General features: G+C 60.6%; 21 protein-coding genes and 1 pseudogene. 7 read left to right on the forward strand and 15 right to left on the reverse strand.

What is annotated here, in order from left to right; all coding sequences use genetic code 11:
* The first annotated feature begins 86 nt into the window (after positions 1 to 86).
* Positions 87 to 1,373: an RNA-guided endonuclease InsQ/TnpB family protein gene (locus DMP03_RS10800; protein WP_152120677.1), complete on the forward strand. Its 1,287-nt coding sequence runs from the start codon at positions 87 to 89 to the stop codon at positions 1,371 to 1,373.
* Between the two features lie 54 nt (positions 1,374 to 1,427).
* Here DMP03_RS10800 and DMP03_RS10805 read toward each other — a convergent pair whose 3' ends face one another.
* Complete coding sequence (locus tag DMP03_RS10805; RefSeq protein WP_152120678.1) at positions 1,428 to 3,521, reverse strand: hypothetical protein; 2,094 nt, start codon at positions 3,519 to 3,521, stop codon at positions 1,428 to 1,430.
* 228 nt (positions 3,522 to 3,749) lie between these two features.
* Here DMP03_RS10805 and DMP03_RS10810 point away from each other — a divergent pair, with 228 nt between their 5' ends.
* The 3 genes and pseudogenes from DMP03_RS10810 to DMP03_RS14995 all read left to right on the forward strand — a co-directional run.
* Entirely contained in the window at positions 3,750 to 5,375 is a 1,626-nt protein-coding gene (locus tag DMP03_RS10810) for a spermidine synthase (RefSeq protein WP_152120679.1), read from the forward strand.
* A 45-nt stretch (positions 5,376 to 5,420) separates the two neighbouring features.
* Positions 5,421 to 6,395, forward strand: coding sequence for a DHH family phosphoesterase (locus DMP03_RS10815; RefSeq protein ID WP_152120680.1), 975 nt, complete (start codon positions 5,421 to 5,423; stop codon positions 6,393 to 6,395).
* Between the two features lie 36 nt (positions 6,396 to 6,431).
* Positions 6,432 to 6,578, forward strand: a pseudogene (locus DMP03_RS14995) (DUF7344 domain-containing protein); the annotation flags it as partial.
* A gap of 312 nt (positions 6,579 to 6,890) precedes the next feature.
* On the opposite strand, the gene DMP03_RS10820 reads toward DMP03_RS14995, so the two are convergent.
* From DMP03_RS10820 to DMP03_RS10860, 8 genes are all read right to left on the reverse strand, one after another.
* Positions 6,891 to 8,687, reverse strand: coding sequence for an L-aspartate oxidase (locus DMP03_RS10820; RefSeq protein WP_152120681.1), 1,797 nt, complete (start codon positions 8,685 to 8,687; stop codon positions 6,891 to 6,893).
* A 190-nt stretch (positions 8,688 to 8,877) separates the two neighbouring features.
* Positions 8,878 to 9,870 (reverse strand): DoxX family protein, encoded by a 993-nt coding sequence (locus DMP03_RS10825; RefSeq protein WP_152120682.1) that lies wholly within the window; start codon positions 9,868 to 9,870, stop codon positions 8,878 to 8,880.
* A gap of 421 nt (positions 9,871 to 10,291) precedes the next feature.
* On the reverse strand, positions 10,292 to 11,986 hold the full coding sequence (locus DMP03_RS10835) for a ribonucleoside-diphosphate reductase subunit alpha (protein WP_152120683.1): 1,695 nt from the start codon (positions 11,984 to 11,986) through the stop codon (positions 10,292 to 10,294).
* A gap of 2 nt (positions 11,987 to 11,988) precedes the next feature.
* Complete coding sequence (locus tag DMP03_RS10840; RefSeq protein WP_152120684.1) at positions 11,989 to 12,999, reverse strand: ribonucleotide-diphosphate reductase subunit beta; 1,011 nt, start codon at positions 12,997 to 12,999, stop codon at positions 11,989 to 11,991.
* 150 nt (positions 13,000 to 13,149) lie between these two features.
* Positions 13,150 to 13,653, reverse strand: a complete 504-nt coding sequence (nrdR, locus tag DMP03_RS10845) for a transcriptional regulator NrdR (protein WP_152120773.1) — start codon at positions 13,651 to 13,653, stop codon at positions 13,150 to 13,152.
* Positions 13,654 to 13,852: 199 nt separating this feature from the next.
* A complete protein-coding gene (locus DMP03_RS10850) occupies positions 13,853 to 14,296 on the reverse strand; it encodes an acyl-CoA thioesterase (protein WP_152120774.1) in 444 nt (147 codons plus the stop codon).
* Between the two features lie 702 nt (positions 14,297 to 14,998).
* Positions 14,999 to 15,757: a CoA-transferase subunit beta gene (locus DMP03_RS10855; protein ID WP_152120685.1), complete on the reverse strand. Its 759-nt coding sequence runs from the start codon at positions 15,755 to 15,757 to the stop codon at positions 14,999 to 15,001.
* A 1-nt stretch (position 15,758) separates the two neighbouring features.
* The gene (locus tag DMP03_RS10860; RefSeq protein ID WP_197739327.1) at positions 15,759 to 16,676 is read right to left on the reverse strand and encodes a CoA transferase subunit A; all 918 of its coding nucleotides are present in this window, start codon (positions 16,674 to 16,676) and stop codon (positions 15,759 to 15,761) included.
* A gap of 166 nt (positions 16,677 to 16,842) precedes the next feature.
* On the opposite strand from DMP03_RS10860, the gene DMP03_RS10865 reads away from it, so the two are divergent.
* Positions 16,843 to 16,980, forward strand: a complete 138-nt coding sequence (locus tag DMP03_RS10865; protein WP_225870763.1) for a hypothetical protein — start codon at positions 16,843 to 16,845, stop codon at positions 16,978 to 16,980.
* 125 nt (positions 16,981 to 17,105) lie between these two features.
* On the opposite strand, the gene DMP03_RS14790 is transcribed toward DMP03_RS10865, so the two are convergent.
* Positions 17,106 to 17,231, reverse strand: a complete 126-nt coding sequence (locus tag DMP03_RS14790; protein ID WP_263969980.1) for a hypothetical protein — start codon at positions 17,229 to 17,231, stop codon at positions 17,106 to 17,108.
* A 308-nt stretch (positions 17,232 to 17,539) separates the two neighbouring features.
* Here DMP03_RS14790 and DMP03_RS10870 point away from each other — a divergent pair, with 308 nt between their 5' ends.
* Complete coding sequence (locus tag DMP03_RS10870) at positions 17,540 to 18,844, forward strand: acetamidase/formamidase family protein (protein WP_152120686.1); 1,305 nt, start codon at positions 17,540 to 17,542, stop codon at positions 18,842 to 18,844.
* 27 nt (positions 18,845 to 18,871) lie between these two features.
* Here DMP03_RS10870 and DMP03_RS10875 read toward each other — a convergent pair whose 3' ends face one another.
* The gene (locus tag DMP03_RS10875; protein ID WP_152120687.1) at positions 18,872 to 19,132 is read right to left on the reverse strand and encodes a ubiquitin-like small modifier protein 1; all 261 of its coding nucleotides are present in this window, start codon (positions 19,130 to 19,132) and stop codon (positions 18,872 to 18,874) included.
* 179 nt (positions 19,133 to 19,311) lie between these two features.
* The gene (locus DMP03_RS10880) at positions 19,312 to 19,524 is read right to left on the reverse strand and encodes a HAMP domain-containing histidine kinase (RefSeq protein WP_152120688.1); all 213 of its coding nucleotides are present in this window, start codon (positions 19,522 to 19,524) and stop codon (positions 19,312 to 19,314) included.
* 423 nt (positions 19,525 to 19,947) lie between these two features.
* Here DMP03_RS10880 and DMP03_RS10885 point away from each other — a divergent pair, with 423 nt between their 5' ends.
* Positions 19,948 to 20,154 (forward strand): cold-shock protein, encoded by a 207-nt coding sequence (locus DMP03_RS10885; RefSeq protein ID WP_152120689.1) that lies wholly within the window; start codon positions 19,948 to 19,950, stop codon positions 20,152 to 20,154.
* Positions 20,155 to 20,202: 48 nt separating this feature from the next.
* Here DMP03_RS10885 and DMP03_RS10890 read toward each other — a convergent pair whose 3' ends face one another.
* The 3 genes from DMP03_RS10890 to DMP03_RS10900 form a co-directional block, all read right to left on the reverse strand.
* Positions 20,203 to 20,760 (reverse strand): metallophosphoesterase, encoded by a 558-nt coding sequence (locus DMP03_RS10890; protein WP_152120690.1) that lies wholly within the window; start codon positions 20,758 to 20,760, stop codon positions 20,203 to 20,205.
* 144 nt (positions 20,761 to 20,904) lie between these two features.
* Positions 20,905 to 22,347: an amidase gene (locus DMP03_RS10895; RefSeq protein WP_152120691.1), complete on the reverse strand. Its 1,443-nt coding sequence runs from the start codon at positions 22,345 to 22,347 to the stop codon at positions 20,905 to 20,907.
* A 152-nt stretch (positions 22,348 to 22,499) separates the two neighbouring features.
* Complete coding sequence (locus tag DMP03_RS10900) at positions 22,500 to 22,934, reverse strand: acyl-CoA thioesterase (protein ID WP_152120692.1); 435 nt, start codon at positions 22,932 to 22,934, stop codon at positions 22,500 to 22,502.
* Positions 22,935 to 23,359: the final 425 nt, after the last annotated feature.

The following is a 23,359-nucleotide window of genomic DNA, read 5'->3' on the forward strand; positions in this document are numbered from 1 at the left end:
GAACCACGTGATGTGTATAGTGCGGGGTGTTGAGTTGTTTTGCAGTCGTTTAAGCCGGTGGAATCCGTTGTTCCCGGTATAGTCGCATGAAGTACAGTCCACGCTACCAGTTGTTCCCTGACGAACAGCAACAGGAGCAACTCAACTGGACTGTCGATGTCGTGCGGCAAGTCTACAACGACGCACTCAACCGGTTCAACGACGTCCCCGAATCAGACGGCACACTCAACCAGCGCGTTCGATCCGTCCGAGATGAACTCCCATCGATGAAAGACTGGTGGGACGACCTCAACGATGTCTACTCGACGGTGCTACAGAACGCGGTGGTGCGGATCGAACAGAACATTGAAACCCTCCACGGCCTCAAAAACCAGGGATATGACGTCGGCGAACTGAAGTGGAAAGCGCCACGCGATTTTCAGAGTTTCACCTACAACAAGAAGGGCTTCGAGCTCGACAAGAAGAGCGGCCCGCCCGGACGAGGAGAACTCACGCTGAAGAAAATCGCTGGCGAGACCATCACCGTTCCAATCCGTCTACATCGTGATATTCCGGACCACGATTCGATCCAGCAACTCACGCTCAAGCAAGAATCGACGGGAGAGTGGTACGCGTCGTTCACGATCACGACCGAACCCCCGGCGAAACCAGATGTGACGGAGATCGATGCGTCTGATTGTGTCGGCATCGATCTTGGCATCAACACGTTCATCCACGACTCCGATGGTCGTGAGATCGACCGACTCGACCTTTCGGATGACCGGGAGCGCCTGGAACGTGAGCAACGATCGCTCTCCCGGAAGACAGAAGGCTCGAATAACTATGAGAAGCAACGCAAGCGCGTTGCATCAGTGCATGCCAGGATGAACACGAAGAAGCGCGACTTCAAGCATAAGCTCGCGCACTTCTACACCACAACGTATGATGCGGTGTTTCTGGAGGATCTGAACGTTGCGGATCTCATGCAAAGTTCGGGGAGTTCGCGGAATACAGCTGAGGTCGGGTGGCGCGACCTCATCACGATCTTCGAGCATCACGGCGAGAAGAACGGATGCTACGTCGAGACAGTGCATTCGGGCGGTACAACGAAGCAGTGCGCGTCGTGTGGTGTTTCGACTGAGAAGCCGCTGTGGGTACGTGAGCACTCGTGTCCAGCGTGTGGGTTCTCGACAGATAGAGATCTGAACGCGGCAGCGAACGTGCTGTCGCGTGGACTGCAGCAACTAGGAGTGGGACACTCCGAAGCAACGCCTGCGGAGACTGCTACCGCTGTGGCCACCGACGGAGGCGACGCCTCCGTGAGTGTGGATGCAAGTGGCGTCGTCGAGTCAGGAAGCCCCGCCCTCACCGAGACCGTTTCAACGGTTGAGTAGGGCGGGGTAGTTCACTGGCGAGTCAGTATCTGGGTCACGTTGACTAGGTCTATGTTACTCTCCGTCGTCTGTCCCCCACAGTCTCTCGACCAGTTCATCGCCCCACGTCCATTCTCCGTCGTACCAGACGGGAGATGATTCAACGGTGAGGTAATCGCGAAGAACTGCGTCAGATACTTCGTCTCGAGTAATTGATTTTCCGACAATTGATGTCGTACCATCTTGTGTGAAGTTATGCGTGATTAATGAGCCAACACCAAAATGTAGTGATGGGTAGGTTTCTGCCTCCACTCTCCACCCCGTCTCTTTTTTATTCAACCGTATGCTGCTATTCATACTCGATTCGTTCGGAGTGAGCCAAAGGCTATCCATGCCAACACACATATACTGCCCACCAGTGACACTCCGAGTACGAGCAATCAACAGTGCATTTCGGAGCGAGAATCCAATACTGAGTAGGTTTGCTGTCATCACCCCGACCTGTGTAGCTGCTTCTTCCGTCACATCACTGAGCGTCACGACGCCACCAATTGCACCCCGCTTGACCAGGTCGCGACCAGGAACGTACGACGAGCACGCATTCAGAACGAATGCCCGACTCCTCACGGAATTGAGGGTTCGAGGCGAGAAAATTCCATCCGGACAGTGTAATCCCTCTATTGACGCGTGACCGACGAAGTGAAACAAGTCTGAGGGTTCTCGTAGGCGTTCAGCAAGCTGATTCGTCGTCAGGTTTTGATACACATCGACGTTCAACTGAAGCTTCTCACGTGACCCGTAGATTGCTTCTGCCCGCTTGATTTCGTTCTGCATCTCTCCCTCGTTACAGACGAGAGTTACGCTAATTTCTGACTCGCTAGGCTGATCTGCTGCGTGATAGCGCCGGATGCCCGTTTCCAGCAGATGATTCGCTCCAAATGGTATCTCATCTCCCGTCCACAGTGCCTCTTGTTCTGGCGGGTCTGGTATCTCAGTAAACGGCGTCTCTTGATTAAAAGTCGACTGCCCTACCGCTGCGCGGTCAAGCACGTTACCTGTTTGAACGAACTGACCCAGTGCTGCGTCTCGTGCATCGGCTCCCTGAATCGGATCCGGGCAGCATGTTTCGACCGGTATCAACTGGTCAATCAAGTGGGGTAATATGCTCGTACTGTCAGCGGTCGGCGGTACGTAGCCTCGGGCAGGCCATTCAGGGACCTCATCAGCAATCGTCGCGTACTCAATATCTAGATAATGTGCAGTTCGTTCTGCTAACGACTCATCGTACAAATTCGTCCAATCGAAACCGAGTCTCTCGTCTAGTACTGCTTCTGCTTCCAGCGTCGTTGGATACAACCCATCCGAACGGGTGAGACAATCTAGAAACACACACTGCTTGAGAAGCTCTGCACACCGCTCGGCGAACTGGCCTCGTGGCAAGTCCCACGTTCCGTAGCCATCGATGTGAATTGCCGGGTCCCCCTCAGCTAGTGTCGCGTTCAAATAGTACGCAACCGGGGCCGCAGGGTAGAGATACTCGTACTGAAACGGCAACGAGAGCGTAATCAACGAGTCGTGGCGTGACACACTGTCTGGAATCTGCAGTTCGTCACCAATCTCGATATCGGGCGGGTGGTTCCGAAGCGTCTGGAACGAACGTTCGGACGAGAGCGTTTCGAGTCCCGCCGAGAGGTGCGAAATCGCCGTTGCAATGTCTACTGGTTCGCACGTCGTAGTAATCGTCTCTGTTGGATGACGGCGGTAGCTACGCACGCCCAACACGATCTCACTTGACATTTCCCACTCAATCGTCACATTGTCTGGTGTAGTCGTGACAGTGAATGGGCCGTATACCTGAGCGTACGATTTTACAGGGCCCGCCAACTCCAGAAGCCACTTGCCGTCTTCTCGTGAGATTGTATTATTAAATCTCAGCGTACGTATATTGATCCCATCTTCGTCACGTAGGCGTACCCAAGCCGACGCATCTATGATAAGCTTCTCCGCCTCTAGCCGAACGGTCTGTGACACCGGAACAGCGAGGTCGTCGTTGCTCGGGGTCGGTGTCACCGGTTGGTCGGCGTGAATCGCATACTGCTCGCCAGTGACCGGATCCGCAATCCGGAGTGTCGACCCGTCTGCCTGTATCGAGATGGCGGTATCAGTCACAATGAGTTATTTCCACGCCGACATCGGTAATGTAGATTACTATTTGATTGCTAGAATACGATTGTTAATACAATATGTTAGCAAGCCTGAGATTATATGCCACGTACTGGTCTCTACATGTAACTGCTTTGCTGAGTAGCCTGTCGACTTCCAGCGACCAGTCTGGGGTCGAACTTAACAAATCCGGGCACATTGGTCGTGGTAATGGGTTTCGTGGACCGATTTCGAATGAGTGGACCCGAGGTTGCCGTGTTCGTCTCGGGGGTATCGAGCATGGGGCTCGAAATCCTCGCCGGACGGGTCGTCGCGCCGCAGTTCGGGAGCTCGATCTACACGTGGGGGAGTATCATCGCCGTCTTTCTCGCCGCGTTGAGTCTGGGGTATCATCTTGGTGGGAAGCGCGCAGGGACGCGGGCGACGACCGATCGGCTCGTGCGGCTGCTCGTCGGCACAGCCGGCTACGTGGCGCTGCTCATCTTCTTCGGCGACCAACTGCTGCTCTCGACGACCGCGCTCCCGCTCCCGAGTCGCTTTGCGTCTCTCCCGGCGGTGATACTCATGTTCGGACCGCCGACCTACTTGCTCGGGTTCATAAGTCCCTACGCCGCACAGCTCTCACGGAAGGAGGGAATCGGGGAAGCCTCCGGGCACGTCTACGCGCTCGGCACCATCGGGAGCATCGTCGGAGCCTTCGGCACGACGTTCTTCCTGATTCCGTACCTCTCGGTGACGTACATCTACCTCACGCTGGGCGGCGTGGCAGTTCTGACGGCGCTGTACCTGGCGCTGCCCGAAGACAGCGTCTCCGTCCTCCCCGCAATCGGCGTGGTCTTCCTCTTGATCGCCGCAACGACGACCGGAGCGCTCGGCTACACCGCCCGTGGCGAGGTGGTGTACGAGACCCAGACCGCGTATCAGGAGCTCGAAGTCATCGACGGAGGTGACACCCGGACCCTGTATCTCGACGGTCAGCGCCACAGCGCGATGGACAAGTCCGACCCGACGCGACACGTCTTCGAGTACACGCGCTACTTCCATATGCCGTATCTCTACGCCTCGACTCCCGACGAAATCGACAGGGTGCTGTTCATCGGTGGGGGCGGATTCAGCGGTCCAAAGCGCTTCGCCGCCGAGTACGACGCCACGGTCGATGTCGCGGAAATCGATCCCGATGTCGTCCGGGCCGCCGAGGAATACTTCCGCGCCGACGAGTACGACATCAACACCTACATCCAGGGCGGCCGGCAGTTCCTCCAGGAAACCGACAACACCTACGACCTCGTGGTGTTGGACGCCTACAAGCGCGACAAGGTGCCGTTCCAGCTCACGACGCGTGAGTTCATGGACCTCGTGACGGAGCGGCTCTCGCCAGACGGGATGGCGGTCGCGAACATCATCTCCTCGTCGTCCGGGCCGGCTTCCGAGTTCTACCGTGCGGAGTACAAGACGATGAACGCGTCCTTCGGGCAGGTGTACGCCTTCCCGACCAGCGACACCGGAGCCATCCAGAACATAGAACTCGTCGCAACCAAGAGCGACACGCGGCTGACACAGGAACAGCTTCGCGAGCGCAACCAGGACCGCGAGATTGGCATCGACCTCGCGGACGCAATCGACGGCTACACGACGGACGTGCCGACCGAGGACGTGCCCGTGTTGCGCGACGACCGCGCGCCCGTCGACAGACTGCTGGACTCGATGGTCGGCCAGCGCTATGTCATCGAAGAGACCGGCTCCGGGAGCGGAGACGACGACACGAATACGACTGAGCCTGCTGCGGCCTGGGGTGACCCAGCGCTGACGGTTCGTGATGGTGGGGCCGTCACCCGCGGGCAGGGTCTACACATACGTTAACACAGCTCCGGAGAGGTTTTCAATCCCGCCTGGCTTGTGTGTCGCATGTCCGTCGAGGCGGTCGCGGCCGTGCTCGCGCGCCACGACCACGTCTCCGTCGTTCCGCACCAACAGGCGGACGCCGATGCGCTCGGGAGTGCAATCGGTCTCGCGACGACCGTCGCGGCCGATGCCGACACCGTTCTCCCCGATGGCCTCGCACAGGGAGGCCGCCGACTCGCCGACGGGCTCGACGTAACGCTCACTGACGTCGACTCGTGGACGCCGCCGTCGGACACTGTCGTCGTCGCCGTCGATACACCCTCGACGGCTCGCCTTCCCGGACTCGACGTCGGGACGGTTGACGCCCCGCTCGTGGTCATCGACCACCACGAGCCGGGGGACCTCTCCGCGCTCGCGACCGCAGAGTACCGGAGTACGGCGGCTGGAGCGACAGCCGCGCTCGTTCCGACCGTGGCGGCGGCGCTGGACCGGCCGCTTCCCCCGACGGGTGCGATTGGGCTTGCGGTCGGCCTGTACGCCGACACGCAGGGGTTGGCCGGCGCTGCCAAGTCGGAACTGCAGTGTTTCGGGGAGTGTGTCGCCACAGCCGGGTCGCGGGCGGGTGAAATCCCACCCTTGTTGAGGAGCCGTAGCCCGGGCTTCAGCCGTCGGATGGCGGGAGTCAAAGGCGTCGTCCGTGCAGACGGCTTTCGTGCCGGCGAGACGCTCGCACTCGTGACGACTGTCGGTGGAGAACAGAGCGCCGTTGCGACGGCGTTGCGGAGTGCTGGCGCGGACTACGCGTTCGTCGTCTCCGACCGGGACGCCGAGACGTGGGTCGTCGGACGCAGCCGCGAGGAGACGGCACCGCTCCAGTCCGTCCTCGACCCGTTGGTCGAGCGGTTCGGTGGCCAGTCGGGCGGACACCCGGAGGCCGCAGTCGCGAAGTTACAGACGACGGAGACGGAAGCTGTGCGGGCGGCTGTGCGTGACCATCTGGCGACGGTACTCGACGAGTCGCTGACCGAGCTTTCCTGACGCACCCGGCTGTGTCTAGCGTCCAGACGACGTGAGTTGTCAGAACAGATCGCCGCGTGGGAAAACGACGAAGCTATCGAAGAGGACACCGCCGACGAGCGGCGCCGCGTCTACGTCTCGCTCCACCAGACCCATCTCCCGCGGATGGACGAGGCCGGCGTGTTGCAGTATGAAAACTCCAGAGACACCATCGAGTTGACCGAGCGCGGTGAGTCCCTGCGGGTGTATATGGAAATCGTCGAGAGGGACGAGATTCCGTGGAGTGAGTTTTATCTCGGGCTCAGCGCGTTGTCTGCATCACTTCTCGCCGCGCTCTGGATGGACGCGGCGTTGCTCAGTTTAGTTCCCGACCTCGCGTGGATGTGTGTGTGGTCGTCCTGTTGTTCGGCATTACCAGCGTGGCGCACATCTACTACGCGGACCAGCGCCGGCTGGGGAGCGACGGCACGCCACCGAGCGCGAAATAAACCGGGCGACGACAGAAACCGAACTGCGTTACTCCAGTTGGTGGTAGTCCAGCTCGTACCCCTTATCGAGCGCTTCTTGGACCGTCTCGCTAGGAGTACCGACCGCCGCAGTGTGTGTCGCCATCCCACCAACGTCAGCACGCTTGAAGTAGATGTTCCGCTGCCACTCGGGGTCGGTGTTCGGGTAGTCGGTTCGGTAGTGTGCCCCACGGGACTCAGTTCGCTGGAGCGCACCGCGCAGGACGGCTTCCGCGCTCCGCAACATGAATCCGACGTTGAGAGCGAACTCGAATGAGTCACTGGTGACCGGACCGACATCCATGTCGGCGACTCGCTCTCGAAGCACATCCAGTTCGTCAAGCCCCGCCTGCAGTGACTCTTCGTCGCGGAGGATGCCGGCGTGCTCCCACAAGAGGTCCTGCAGGTCGACGAACACGTCCATCACATCGTGGCTACCGTCCTGTTCGGCCAGCGACGCGAGGTCGCGAAGCTGTGGCTCTACTATCTTGCCGACAGTTCGATCCGAGAGCCGGCCCGGGCCGTCGACGCGCTCGGCGATGTGCTTGCCGGCGACGGTTCCGAACGCGACGGTCTCTGCCAACGAGTTGCCGCCCAGACGGTTCGCGCCGTGGACGCCCGCCATCGTCTCTCCGATAGCGAACAGTCCGTCGACGCTCGTCTCGCCGTGGTCGTCAACGGCAACGCCGCCCATCCCGTAGTGGGCGGTCGGGGCGACTTCGACCGGCTCGGACGCCATGTCGACGCCGAGACTCTGGAACCGCTCGTACATTCTCGGCAGTCGCTCGCGGATGAACGACGCGTCTCTGTGTGAGATATCCAGATACACGCCGCCGTTCTCGGTGCCGCGCCCCTCGGCGACTTCCTGTGCAATCGCTCTCGCCACGACATCGCGCGCGTCGAGTTCCATCTGGTCGGGCGAATACCGCTCCATGAATCGCTCGCCCTCGGCGTTGTACAGCCGTCCGCCCTCACCCCGGACCGCCTCGGTCACGAGCCGTCCACTCCACGGTTCCCACTCGGAGTCGTCCTCGTCGACGGCCATCCCCGTCGGGTGAAACTGAACGAACTCCATGTCCATCAGCTCCGCACCAGCATCGTACGCCAGCGCCGGTCCATCACCGTTGTTCTCGGCATCGCGAGAGGTGTGACGGTTGTAGATAGCCGCGTAGCCGCCGGCTGCGAGCACGACCGTCCCGGCGTTGAAAACGACGTATTCGCCGGTGTCCATGTCGAAGCCGACGGCCCCGTATGCCTCCTCGCCGTCGGAGAGCACGGAGGTGATCATCACGTTCTCGCGGTAGGGGACGGACAGGTCCTGCGCGCGGTTGACGAGTGCGTTCAGCATGGACTCGCCGGTGTGGTCACCGGCAAAGGCCGTGCGGCGGAACGACTGTGCGCCGAAGTAGCGCTGGTCGATGTCGCCGTCGTCGGTGCGGGAGAAGTCCATTCCCCACTCGTTGAGTTCACGAAGCCGGTCGGGCATCTGCTTCGTGACCGTCTCGACCTTGTCTGGATCGTTGAGGAAGTGTCCCTCGTTGAGCGTATCGGCCGCGTGAATCGCCCACGAGTCTTCGGGGTCGTGGGTCCCGAGTGCACCGTTAACCCCACCGCGCGCCCAAGTGGTGTGTGCGTCGCCGTGGCCCCGCTTCCCGAGGACCAACACGTCATCGACACCACGTTCTGCGAGTTCGATCGCCGTACGAGCGCCGGCCGCGCCGGCCCCAATAACGAGGACGGACACGTCGACGGTGTCGTACTCCGGGACGCTCGCGCGGTCGCTTCCGGTCGTCGCTGAGTGGTTCACATTGTAGATAGGGGCCTGTAGCGGTTTAGGGGTTGCGCGCGTGCGTGCGCGTGTGCAAGCAATTCTCGCTCTATCCGGCTACGACCGCATAGAGTATTTTAGCTGGTATTGCTCACAGTACCGGCTGCTCGTATTTCTGAAAAGAGGCGCACCGGCGTCCATACCAGCACAGCGCGTCCCGAACTCCGCGTCAGGTGGTCGGGGACAGGCGTTGCGTAACCGATGACACCGACAGTGCGAACGGCCCGCTCCCGGTGACCATGAGCACGGACGCCAGCCCGAACAGCGAGATGTGCGCGAGCACCGGGTCGTCCGGAAGTCCGAACAGCGTCAGCGTGAACAGCACGAAGGCGACGGCGGCAACGCCGCGGGTCGCGACGCCGGCAATCAGAAGCACCCCGACGGCCATCTCGGCGAGACCGGCCCCGACGACCCACAGTTCGGCGCTGACCGGGACGACACTCGTCAGGTCGTACTTCGCGACCACGGCGAGCGCCTGCCCGCCGTTGAGCAGTTTCTGCGTCAGTCCCAGGTAAATGAAGTTCACGCCGAGGGTGGCACGAACCACCGGGCCGACGAGCGACCCCGAGACGCCGACGGAGTTCAACAGCGCGTCGGGGCGATACCGCTGGAGCTCCAGCCGGCGCACGAGCGTCCCGTCAGTGACTGCGAGCCGTCGGACCATTCCGTCCGCACTCGGCTGGCCCGCGCCGAGCAGAATAATCGCCAGAAAACCGCCGACGTACTCGAACGCGAGAAACAGCGGCGGCTGGAACGGCAACACGACGAGATACGTGAGTAATCCCGCCGCAGCCGTCAGCCGTGTCGCAAGCCCGAACAGCAACAGAAAGCCGAGTCCGACCTGAAGGACGCGCGCCGGGATTGGCACCGCCGGGGTGATGAAGTAGCCCGCGAAGCCGGCACCGACGAGCGGTAATCCCAGCGAGAGGCGAACCATCCACGGCAGATACGGTCGGTACGAGGCCAGTGTCTCTCGGGCAACCTGGATGTCCGGAAATTCGCTCAGGCGGGGCGCTAAGAGGAGGCCGATGAGGCCGGCGACTGCCCCCCCGGCGAGTAACACGACGGCGACCGGGTCTGCGAGTACGTCGCCGAGGAGACTGATGAACTCCCGGGCCGCCTCCGCAGGGGCGACGTACCTGACGTGGAGGGGGAATATCATGCTTGTCTCCCGAGGTCAGTTGCCTGTTCGAACAGGCCCACCAGTCTGTCTGCGCTGTGTGTCCTCACTGGACTTGGGTACGGTCTGCACATATCGTCGCTACGGGCTTGCGACCGTTGAACGTTCCCACCACCCCCACAGACAAGACAAGCCCGTCATGCTCGTGATACTGGGCTTATCCTGTTCACAGCGGAGCCTACCAGTCGAGACTGCCCCCGCTCTGGTACTCCGTCACCTGCGTCTCGAAGCGGTTCTTCTCCTTGTTCAGATCGATCTGTTCAGACATCTACAGGAACGGATTCTCTAATCGAATCTAGGTGATGAAATCCACGCCGAAGCCGTCAAAGACGGAGCCACGCGTGCGCTGAGGTAGGGTGGCGTAGTTTACACAGACCACCGTATCATACCGACCGATGGGATATCAACTCTCACAGGCCTTGCATTCGAGAATGTCCCGGCTGAATTTCTGTGCAGCGTTCACGCTATTTTGATAGTAGAGACTCTTCACCCCCTTCTCCCAGGCCGAAATGTAGAGCTGGTTGATCTCCTTGACGCTCACCTCACTCGGATCGATCGAGATGTTCAGGCTCTGTGCCTGGTCGATGTACGTCTGCCGCTGGGCTGCCTGGTTGATGATCGCCATCTGTGGGATCTCGGCGAAGGTTTTGAACACGTCTTTTTCTTCGTCAGTCAGGCAATCGAGATGCTGCACGCTCCCGTCTTTCTGTGCGATACTGTCCCAGACTTCTCGCTCGTCTCTGCCTCGCTTCTTCAGGATCGCCTCGAGGAACCGATTTTTTTGCGTCGACTTCAGCTTCGCGCCGTCGCGGACGAAGTAGTTCGACTTCAGCGGTTCGATGCTCGGACTGACCTGGCCCAGGATAACACTGCTGGACTTCGTGGGGGCCACGCTCATCGTCGTCGTGTTCCGGCGACCGTAGCCCTCGAGTACCTCCGGTTCGCCGAACTCGTCGGCAAGCCGGTGACTCTCCTCGTAGCTCCGCTCTCTGATGGTGCTGAATATCTCTTGGTTTTTCTCCATCGCCTCCATGCTGTCGAACGGAATCATCTCGCTCTGGAGGTAGCTGTGCCAGCCGAGGACGCCAATACCGATTGCTCTGTGCCGTTTCGCAAACCGCACCGGGCGCTCCATGAACTGCGTCCCCTCCGCCTCCTGTATGAACTCCTCCATAACGGCATCGAGGAACCGCGTCAGCGTCTCCACTGCGTCGGTGTCCTTCCACTCGTCATAGTGGAGCGCGTTCATCGACGAGAGACAGCAGACGAAACTCTCGTCCTGCGTGGCCGGCAGTGCAATCTCGGTACACAGGTTCGAGGCGTTGATTTCGTATCCCTTGTCTTTGTAGACCTGTGGCTTCCCCTCGTTCATGTTGTCCCGGAAGATGATGTACGGGACACCGATGTTGATCCGTGTCTCGATGATCTCCGCCCACGTCTCTCGCTTCTCTTCGTCGCCGTCGACCATCGCCTGGAACCAGTCGTCACCGATGATGACGCCGTAGTAGATGTCCTGGACGGGGTCTCCCTCCGTTTTGATGTTGAGCCACTCCTCCAAGTCGTCGTGCTCAACATCGATGTACCCCGCAAACTGGCCTCGTCGCGTCTCACCTTGGCTGACGACGTTGATGATCGTGTCGAACAGCTCGGTGAAGCTGTAACTCCCGTTGCTCTTGCCGTTGTTCGTGATCGGGCTGCCTCGGGGCCGCATCTCGCCAAAGTACCCGCTGGTGCCGCCACCCAGCTTGGTCATCTCGCCCACTTCGGCCTGCGTGTAGAGGATGCTCTCCATGTTATCCTCCATGTAGCTCCCGAAGCAGCTGATCGGGAGCCCTCGGTCGAGACCGAAGTTCGACCACACGGGACTCGCGAGGCTGTAGAATCCCCGACTCATATACTCGTAGAACTTGTCCGCGAAGCCGTCGTCGTCTAAGATCTCTTCGGCCCGCTCCCCGATCCCCCTGACGCGCTCTTCGGCCGTGACGCCCTCCAGCAGGTACCCCTCGTCGAGGAACGCCCTGCTATCCTCGTTCAGCCAGTAGAATGGTTCCTCGTGTTGCCGTTTCACATCGTCGAGTGCTGGTTCTGCTTGTGTCATCGTTAGAACATATCCTCCGCGGTCACGCTCTGCGCGTGCTTGTTATACGTGGTCGACCGCTTGCTGAAGAAGTCGTTATCCTTCGTCATCAGAATCTCCTCATCGAACCATCGCGTTTCCTCAAGCAGGTCCTCGTCCGGATCGAAGATCGGCTCTACACCGACATTCTTGAGGCTCTGGTTGAACCGGTCCCGCAGGAACATGTCGACATGCTCCCGAGGGAGGAACTCCAGTTCGCCCTCGCTAAATATCCAATCCAGTATCTCCATTTCGGCCTCGAACGCCTGTTGACAGGCCTCCTGCACCTCTTCGTCGAACTCCTTGCCGAAGAGGCCCGGATTCTCCTCGCGAATCGTCTCCACTAGTTCGACACCGAACAGTCCGTGGATCTGCTCCTCCTTGCTGGTCGCTTCGACGGCATTCGCGATTCCTTTGAACTTCTTCTCGTGTTTATCGAAGCTCATCATGATGAGGAACTGCGAGAACAGCGAGACGTGCTCGACGAACGTGGAGAACAGCAGGATACTCATCACGTACTCCTGTTTGTCGTCACTCTCACTCTTTTCCAGATACTCGTCGAGGTATTCGATTCGCTTCTCGATTGCCGGCACATCGGTCACCGCCTCGAAGTCCTCTGTAATCCCCAAGATGTCGAGGAGGTGGCTGTACGCATCCATATGTCTGACCTCACTCTCCGCGAAAGTCATGCCGACATTGCCGACTTCCGCTTTGGGCATCTCGTCGTAGATATCTGCCCAGAACGTTTTGACCTGGACCTCGATCTGTGCGATAGCCAACATCGTCCTTTTGATGACGGTTTTTTCGGCAGGAGTTGTATTGGTCTTGAAATCTTGAACGTCTCCTGAAAAGTTGAACTCCGTGTGAACCCAGTAGCTGTTCCGTATCGCATCCTTGTAGTCGAGGAAGTCCGCGTACTCATACGGTTTTAGCTGCGTTCGTTCTGAGAAGATATCGGTCTCTGCATCTACTCCTGTGGTTTTGTTTTCAGTCATTAGCACGTCCCCCGGAAGAATCGGTCTCTGTTGGTTGGTTTCTGTTTCCGTCGTTCATTGATTCAGTGCGTTCGAATGTACTCGTCTCGATATCTGTGCGTGCCCGGTCGAGAATCGACCGGCTGTCCGGTGTTGTCGTTGATTGTTGGCTCATGAATTCGGTGGGTCGTCGTCGGGTGCGGCCGGTTCGAAGTTGTCGAGTTCAGCATCGAGCACCGCATCGAGTTCGCGCAGAAACTCCTCCGGTTCGGAGAACGCCTTGTACACCGAAACGAAGCGGATATAGGCGACTTTGTCGACGTCGCGCAGTTGCTCGGAGACGAGTTCGCCGACGAACGTCGAGGAGACGATTCTGGTATCGCGAGCTTGGATTGTCGCCTCGATCTCCTCGACGAGTTCTGTCACTGTCGTCTCGGGTACGTCGCGCTTCTCGACTGCTCGGTCGATTCCCGCACGGAGTTTCGCCCGGTCGAACGGCTCGATGGCTCCGTCGCGTTTCTTCACCTGGAGGGAGTCCCACTCTGGGCGCTCGTACGTCGTGAACCGGAACGAACAGCGCTGACACTCGCGGCGTCGTCTGACCGACGACCCGTCGTCGCTACTCTCGGTGTCGATGACCCGCGTTCGCTCGTGGCCGCAGTCGGGGCAGTTCATAATTGTCATTAGTCGTCACTCCAGGCTCTTAACCCCCATATGTAGGGGTGTCAGACTCGAGCCGCAATATCTGGTGTTCGCCGGTTTCACATAAATCCTTCCCAACGAATTTGATGTAATACAAACCTACTTGTTTTCACCGTCGCTTGGGGCAGTCATTCGTGATATGAGATGCCTGCGAGAACCGGCGTGGCAAATCTCAGTCGTCGGCAGTCTCGGCGAGCGCCTGCCGGCGTTCCTGCCGGCGGGATAGTGCCTCGGCCTGCAGTTCCTGTTGTGCCGTCGATGGACACTCCAGGTCCGGGACTGAGGCCGGCGTCTCGTCTGCATCGAGGGCAACGAAGCTGAAGAAGGAGGTCGCCGCGTCGGCCGATTCGCCTTCGGACGGACGCTCTGCTTGTACGTCCACCTTGATGTCCATGCTCGTCTCGCCGGTGTCGAACACGTAGCCCGTGATGGTCACAACGTCACCCAACTCGATGGGGGCGATGAAGTCGACGTGGTCCATTGCGGCCGTGACGACCTGACAGTTGGAGAATCGCCGCGCGGAGATCGCTCCACAGATATCCATCCAGTGGAGGACAGAGCCGCCGAGTGCGCGGCCGAGATTGTTCGTATCGTTTGGCATCAGAATCTCGCTCATCTCTGTGTGAGAACTGTCGAGTGTCGCCGTCTCGCTCGTCTGTTGTGTCGATGGCACACTCCATGTGTGGCGAAGGGCCACAAAATACTATCTAAATTGCTATTATACAAGCTGAGTTGTTCTGCAGGTGAGTATGTCAAATATGTCACTTTTATGTGATGGGATTTCGTCGCCTCAACAGCGTTCATGCGGCCGGTGGGCTACCAGACTAATCTGTTCGTCTACCGACTTGGTGGGTACACGTTTTTGACTTCATGCGTGTCGGGGCCCCCTTGCAGTTCCTCCTCTCAATCGTTCGCGTTCTCGGGACTGACTTCTTTTGTGGAGTCCACGCGTGAGTACCACGGGCAGAGGCGTTAACCCACTTGACCGCTAGTATGAAACGTGGTAACAAATACTAGACTAGGGTTCGAGCCGACACTGTACGTTTGTCGTGACTGTGGGGATGGTGTCGAAGATCCCACTAATACACGACGATGTTCGCAGTGTGGTGGAGTGCTGGTGAACAGCAGCGTCCCGCACGATTAAGCAACCGTTCAGACACGTAGCGAAACGCTTCTGCTGACATCTCAGAAGTGCAAGCAGCTCTCGGCATCTGCTAGAATGCCCAGAGCTAAGCTGGATACCAATGTAACTCAACGGTTGATTGTCTATTCAAACTACAACAGAGCGCGTTCTGAATAAACAGGACGCGAAGAGGGACTACTCTGTGTAGATTCCGTCGGGGTCGAGGTCCTCGCGGATGAGTGCAATCTCTTCCGGCGTCGGTGTCCGCGTCTCCGATACGTCGTCTGCGACCGTCAGCTCCCAGCCGGTCGCCTCCTGAACTTCTGCTTCCGTCGAGCTCGGGTGAATCGCGGCGAGATACATCTCGCCCGACTCGTCGAACCGGAGGACGCCCTTGTCGGTGATGACGGCCTCCGGCCCGCCACGGAGGCCCAACTCCTTGCGATTCTCCCGGCCGCCGACGTAGCCCGGACTCGTGATGAAGTCCACTTCCTCCGGGAACCGCCGTTTCGTGTGGGGCGTAATCATAATCGTCCGGTGGGTGTTGCTCGCGATTTCACACGCCCCACCACTGCCCGGCAGCCGTACCGTCGGGTCGTCGTAGTCGCCGATGACGGTGGAGTTGATGTTCCCCTCGCGGTCGATCTGTGCCCCGCCGAGAAAGCCCACGTCGATGCGTCCGGCCTGCAGATAGTTGCCGAAGCTCTGTGTCATCGGGACGACGCTTTTAGCGTTCGACGCCAACACGGGGTCACCAATCGACAGCGGAAGCTGTGAGGGGTTCGAGCCGATGGTCCCCGACTCGTAAATCATCTCTAACTCCGGGGCGTGGGTTCGTTTCGCCAGGTTACAGGCGATGTTCGGCACGCCGACGCCGACGAGCGTCGTGTCGCCGTCTTCGAGTTCCTGTGCTGCGCGGGTGATCATCAGTTCGGTGTCGGTGTACGGTGGCATCTCAGTACTCCCCCATATCGATGGGCGTCGCGTAGTTCGTCTTCGGCTCTAAATCGAGCAGGCGCTCGGGCGTCAGCTTCTCCAGATACTCACGGCGATTCTCGACGCCGTAGACCCACTCGTCGAGCCACTCCTGTGTTCCGTCGTGACTCTGGCTCTGTTCGTCCCACGTCAGATACGCCTCGTTGTCCCGACCGTAGTACCCTTGTGCGTACGACGGATGTGAGCCGTACGGCTCCTCGACGACGTAGTCGACGACCGAGTCGGGGATGAACGTCCGGTTCGGGTCCGACCGAATCACGTCTTCATCGACGATCTCCTCGACGCTCAACACGACCGTATCAGCCGCGAAGGCCGCCTCGACGATTTCGCCCAGAATCCCCCACAGCTGTGCGCTCCCGTCTTCGGTGGCTCGCTGGGCGCGGACAATCGCCACGTCGGGATTGAGCGCCGGGACGACGGGAATCTCGTTGAGAGGGCCATCGTACGGGTTCTCCAGTAGCCGAATCGCGTCGTTGTGCTCGATGTAGTCGGACCCGACGTACGAGCGCAACGGGAGAAACGGAAGGTGGCGCGCGCCGGCCTCTAGTCGCGTAACTAACCCGAAGTGGGAGTACTCCTCGAGTCCGATGGCGTGAGGCACCTCCTCCTCGACGGCACGCCGGAACGCCCGGAGACTCCCGACGCCGGGGTTGCCGGCCCACGAGAAAACCACGTCGTCGACACAGCCGGCGGCAATGAGCTGATCGTAAATGAGGTCTGGCGTCGCTCGCGCGGCCGTGAGTCCCTCGTATCCTTGTCGGATAATTTCGTGGCCCGCGGCGAACGGTATCAGGTGGGTGAATCCACCGAGATACATCGTCTGTCCGTCTTCGACGGCGGCGTCGATTGCCCCCTCCATATCCCGTAGCTTCGACATTTCACGCGCCCCACGGAAGTTCGATTGTGGCTCTGTTGTCAGTCATGTCATAACATACCGAGGACACAGACATAAATTCACAGATGCCGGCGGAGGTCTCTCGTGTTCGTGAGACGACCGTCACGGCGCGTCCACGAGTCGTGCGTCGCACGGGGTGTCGGCGCAGTTGCCGGCGTGCCGAGATCGACTCGACCCCGACGAGATGGCGGAGACCTACTGGCATCTCGTCGAACAGGATACCGTGAGCACACAGCCGTTCGAGGTCCACATCACGAGCGGCCCGCAGAACACTGAATTTCTGTAGCGACTGCGGGCCAACTGGAGCGGTGCGAAGCCGCTTCAGTCGGCGGCTTCGAGCTGTCGCGCGACCGGGACCAGCGTCCGCGACCGTCGACACAGCGGCGCAGCCGCCGTCCCGCGACTCCCGGCCTAAATCGCGGCTCCGATGAGGAAGACGACGGCTGCGAGGACGAGCGCGCCGATGGCGACGTACGGGAGCGGGATACCGTCGACGCCCACGCGGGTATCCGCCCCATCGTCAGAGGACTCGGCCATTCAGACTCGCGGCTCCGTCGGTACGGCATAGTCGACTACGGGGAACGACGACGCGGGGGGGAGCGGTGAGATGTGCACGCCGTCGTTACGGACTCGCTGAAGGTATCTCTTCTGGGCGTCGGGGGGGGGGACTGCCCAACGGCAGAGCCGCGAGCGAGTGAGACGACGAATCTCGACTCCCGTCTCGTTGCTTAGCTACGTCGCCAGTGGGTCCGAAACGCGAGTGCAGAGTTCGTCGACGGCGAGACACGGCAACGCGGTTGTGATGCATCAACCGTTAAGCTGGACGGTACCGATACACATCATGTATGTCCCAACAGATTCAGGAGGAGCTGGACGTCGATGTGTTCACGCTCGGGCTGGTCGGTCCCGAACAGGAGTGGGCTGGTACGGTCGCCGACGGCGGTACGGTCCGTACCCACACGCCGCCGGCCTGCTGGGGTCCGATGATTACGCCGGAGTTCCGCGGCGGTCACGAGGTGACCCGGCCGATTCGCGTCGAGAACGCCGAGCCTGGCGACGCGCTCGTGGTCGAAATCAAGGACGTGGAAGTGACGAGCCTCGCGACCTCGACAGGGAGCATGGCCGAACGCGAGGGTGCCTTCGGCGACGACCCGTTCGTCGACCACGTCTGTCCGGAGTGTGGAACCGAATGGCCCGATAGCATCGTCGAGGGGACCGGCGAAGCGTCGATTCGGTGTACAGAGTGTGGCGCGAACGCCTCGTCGTTCGGCTTCGAGTACGGCTACACCGTGGCGTTCGACGACGACCGAACCGTCGGTGTGACCGTCGGTCGCGACGGGGCCGATATGCTCGCAGAGAACGCCCACGAGGCGATGCAGCTCCCGGAGAACTCACGCCAGCATCCGATCTTGCTCTACGGGCCCGACGAGATGCCGGGTGCGCTCGGTCGACTCCGGCCGTTCATCGGTAACATCGGCACGACGCCGGGCGAGGAGTACCCGGATTCCCACAACGCCGGCGACTTCGGTCAGTTCCTCATCGGTGCCGAACACGACTGGGGCGTCGAGGACGAGGAGGCATTAGAGTCGCGGACGGACGGCCACATGGACTCGAACGATGTGCGCGCCGGCGCGACGCTCATCTGTCCGGTACGCATCGAGGGCGGTGGGCTGTACGTCGGCGACCTCCACGCCAATCAGGGCGACGGCGAACTCTCCTTGCACACGACGGACGTGAGTGGCAAAACGGAGCTGGAGGTCTCCGTCGTCAAGGACGTGAATCTCGACGGGCCGCTGCTGTTGCCGAACGAGGAGGACCTCCCCCACATCGCCAAGCCGTACACCGATACCGAGCGGGAGGCCGGACAGGCAGTCGCCGATGAGTACGACGTCGATGAGCTTGCCGACGCCGCACCGGTCCAGTTCATCGGCTCGGGGGCGACGATCAACGAAGCGACCGAGAACGCCTTCGACCGCGCCGGAAACTTACTCGGGATGACCGAAGGCGAGGTTCGTGGCCGCTGTACGTTCACCGGTGGCGTCGAGATTGCACGCCTGCCGGGCGTCGTCCAGCTGTCCATGCTCGTCCCGATGGACCTACTCGAGGAGACGGGGCTGGCAGAGACCGTCCAAGCGAAGTACGACCTCTGACCTCCGGGAACAGCCCCGGATACGTTCTCAGCCACCCTGCATCGCGGGGAACAGTTTCACGTCGGCATCCGCCGGACAGTCGGTATCCATGGTTGCCTTCTCGCCGTTTACGACGACTCGCACGCTCGGACGGAGCGCTCCCTCACAGTCGATCAGATGTGCGTCGATCTTCGGGTACGACTCGCGAAGCGCAGTGACGACTCCCCGGACAGTGTGTTCTGCCGGTGAGAGCGTGACCATTTTGCCACCGGTCACGGAGCGCAACTGCCCGTACACCTGAATCTCCATGCCCGGGTATCGACGGGCGGCGACAAGAGTTGTGTGGCTGTGATGGCCTGTCCAAGGCGACAGCCGGCCACTCAGTGAACCAGCCTAACTACGTCCACGGTCTCTAAGAAGGTCAGAGTCGACCGGACCCCACGGCGTGTCTCACCCGCTCGGGACGGTCACCACTCGGTGAGAACAGCTTACGAGTCGGCGATTTCGAATCGGACTCCATCGAGGTGGGTCCCGTCTTCGATCTGAATATCCCATCCGTGGGCCAGCACGATTTGACGAACGCTCGCCATCCCCATCCCGATACCGTCTTTTCCATCCTTCGTGGAAAAGCCCGGCGGGATGTCGAGTCGTGGACGCTCGTGTCGCCGTCTGAGCGAGCCAGTGGTATCGACGCCCTGCAAGGACGCAACTGTGAGATTGCCTCATAGAGTTGAGTAGTCGGCTGGGCCTGTCGTGATTCGCCTACCTTCATCCTACGCGCTTCGGTCGGCGAGCCACGCCAGACAGCGGTCGGGGACTCTGCATGCTGGCGTGTCGGTGGAACGGTGGGAGAAGAGCTTATACATGCTCTCGGTATCTGCGGGCTCCGGCCGACCGTCGCTCACGTGTTCGGTCAGTGTCAATTGCTCTGGCTCCCGAACGGAGCGGCCCCTCCGAGATGTTTCCCCCCGTCTCATTCAGCCGACAATCGCGAGCTAATAGTCGGTTTGCACCATCCTCCGATAGGACTCTCCTCCACGAAACTGTTGTTTTGTTAGCGGGGGTGCCGTGGTACCTTGACTCTCGGAAGGGTTATCCCCGGAACGGGTCTCTGTTTGTTTGTAATGGCAAACGGCAAAGTTGACTTCTTCAACGACACTGGCGGCTACGGTTTCATTTCGACTGACGACGGCGACCTCGATGACGACGAAGACGTGTTCTTCCACATGGAAGACGTCGGCGGCGACGACCTGACCGAAGGAACCGAGGTTGAGTTCGATATCGAGTCGTCCCCCAAGGGACCTCGCGCATCGAACGTCGTTCGACTCTAACTACGATTACACTGTCGCCACTGGCGACAGACACTCGTTTCAATTTTTTCAACTGTGCAGCGCCCGCTCAGCAGCTGCTCGGTCGCTGAACCGCTCACCACGGGCGAGATACTCGACCAACTGATCGACTGCCAGCGGTCGATACCCAAATAGCTCTGCCGAGAGGTTGACTCGCCGTGCGTCGTGGCTGATGGACGGAAATTGCTCCGGCCAGTTGTTGTGGTGGTGTCCGTGGAGGAGCCACCCCGCCGGGTTCGATGGACCATCTGCTGGGTCGTGAACGACGTGGAACGGGACGCCGCGGTGGGTGAACCTCGTTTCGTCGACGAACTGAACGTGATCTAACCGGTCCATGACGACGTCGTCGTGGTTGCCGAGGACGAACACGACCTCCCCGTTGAGCCGTTCGAGCCAGTCGAGAAGCGCGGCTGCTGTTGACCGAATCGTCAGGTCCCCACCGTACACCACGCTATCGCCCGGAGCGATCTCACGGTTCCATTGTTCGGCCAGCGTCTCGTTCATCCCCTCGACGGAATCGAACGGCCGGTCGCAGTAGTCGATGACGTTAGCGTGGTCGAGATGGAGATCAGAGATGAGATACTCCATTATCGGCTGGTCCGTGCGTGTCCACTCATGTCTTGTCCCCGTATGCGAACTGCCAGCTAGTGACGGTCGCCGCCCCCGGGAGACGGGACGCCGACTGCCCGAGTTACGCGCTCGGACGTCGAGTCGGTCTCCCGGCTCTGGCGGTCAGGCCGGATACCGGTCGCGCCACGGCCGCACGCGCTCGTAGGCGCCACTGGCTGCGAGAACTCTGTCTTCTGCAAGCCGCGGCCCAACGAGTTGGAAGCCAACGGGTAGCCCGTCGTCGGTGAGACCCGCAGGGAGCGTACCCACCGGCTGTCCAGTCATGTTGAACGGCTGGGTGAGAAGCCAGCCACGGCGTGGCTCGACCGACTCGCCGGCGACTTCGGTCGGTAACTCACCGATCTCGAACGGAGGGACGCCGAGCGTCGGACACGCGAGGAGGTCGTACTCGTCGAACAGGTCGGTCATCCCCCGTAGTACCTGTGTGCGGACGCGTTGGGCCGCTGTGAGCGCCTGCGTCGACACTGACTCGGCGTCCAGAATCGTCTCGACCGTTGAGTCGGTCAGCTTGTCACGGTCACCTCCCCGCGGGTCCAACCCCTCTTCGGTGAGCCCGTCGAGCAGCCCTTCCCACAGTACTGTCGCGAAGGTGTAGTACGCATCGAGGATATCCTCGTTTGACAGCCCGAACTCGGGATCGGCGCGCTCGACAGTTGCACCGGCCGTGTCGAACGCGTCGACGGCCTCGCCGACAAGCGTGCGAACCGAGTCGGCAGTCGGATACACACCCAAATCGGGGCTGTAGGCGATTGAGAGGTCATCGATCGGGTCGTGCACGGCAGCAGTGAACGACTGGGTTGGGGTCGGCAGCGAGAAGGGATCGGCTGGATGCACACCCGCCATCACGTCGAGCATGAGGGCTGCGTCCTCGACCGTGCGGGCCAAGGGACCGATATGGCTGAACGGCGTGTGGTGACTGTATGCGTCGCGCGTGTCTGCAATCGGCACACGGCCGAAGGTCGGCTTGAATCCGAACACGCCACAGCAGGAGGCCGGAGTCCGAATCGACCCACCGGTATCCGAGCCTTGCGCGAGGGGAACGAGACCGTCTGCGAGCGCAGCCGCAGCGCCCCCCGACGAGCCACCGGCGATGTAGTCCGGATTGAACGGCGTCCCAGTAGGGCCAGCAACCCGGTTGTGCGTCGTACACCCCAGCCCGAACTCCGGCGTATTTGTTTTCCCGACGACGATTGCGCCGGCGTCGATGAGCCGTTGTGCGAACGGATCCGTCCGCTCCGCGATACGGTCGTCGAACAGGAGTGACCCCGAGGTTGTACGAACGCCCTCGACGTCGTCCAGGTCCTTGATGGCGATCGGGACGCCGTGGAGCGGGCCAACTGGCTCGCCGTCAGCGAGCGCCTGTTCGGCCTGCGCTGCGGCATCGCGAGCGCGCTCGGCGGTGACGGTGACGAACGCGTTTGTGCGGTCGTTTCGCGCGTCAATCCGTGCGAGTGTCTCCTCGACAACAGTCGTGACCGAACGGTCGCCCGCACGGGTCTCGCGTGCGAGGCCTGCTGCTGATTGGCGGTGGAGCGGTGGGCTCATGCTACTCCGGCTGTCACTGCGGGGATTTGAAAAGATATCTGCTGTTGGACCGCTCTGTTCGACGACCCATCTGTTTGGGCGAGGAACGCCCGAGTGGCACAGCATTCGGACTGGGGACGGCTGGACTCGGCTCGGGCACCGCACTTCAGCAGCTACTCGGCGGCCAGCGCTCGTTCTCGAAGCTCTTCACCGTCTTCAGTCGAGACGGTTAGCTCGGGGACCGGAACGGGATTGCGGTCATCGTCGACGGCGACGAACACGAAGTACGACTCGGTCGTGACCTCGCTGTTCCCGTTGAGTGGATCCTCACCGTAGGCCCGGACCCGAACTCTGACGCTCGTCCGACCCGCCGCGTAGGCGTATGCCTCGATGAGCGCGATGTCACCGAGTTCGAGCGGTCTCGCAAAATCCACGGAGTTGATGTGTGCCGTCACGCAGGGCTCGGCGGCGAATCGCATCGCGCTCATCGCACCGACCTCGTCCATCCACCGAAGGACGTTTCCCCCGTGGGCGGTACCGAGGTTGTTCGCGTGGTTCGGTTGAATCCGGTTCCGGTCTTCGATGAATGTGTCTGTCAGGTCCACCATACCTGAAACTCGCGGGCGACCGCATTAGGAGCTTCACCCCCGCCTGTTCGCCATACAGATGACCCGAGTGAGCCGGCACGTGTAGGAATATTCATTCATTCATACGATATTTTATATTTTTAGCCATCGTGTGGTAGGCGTATTATGATCGCTCACGACGGTGTTGAGAGTGTCGAGCGGGATACACCGAACGCCGGGCTACAGCAGTAATCCGAACAGAAGGCTCACTACGGACAATGGCCGATTACTCGCTGATGTCGTTACAACCGGCTTGGGGCCATGAGTCCTCTCCGCACTGAATCGCGAGGACTCCCCACACTGGTGTCCCAGCCGGTCTACGACCCACCGGAGGCGTTCGCCGTTACGGTAGACGGTACTCGGGCCAGCGCGCTGTTGTCTGAGACGATGAGCGCGCGTTCTCCCGG

It is taken from the genome of Halosegnis rubeus, from assembly GCF_009184545.1.
Classification (GTDB): domain Archaea; phylum Halobacteriota; class Halobacteria; order Halobacteriales; family Haloarculaceae; genus Halosegnis; species Halosegnis rubeus.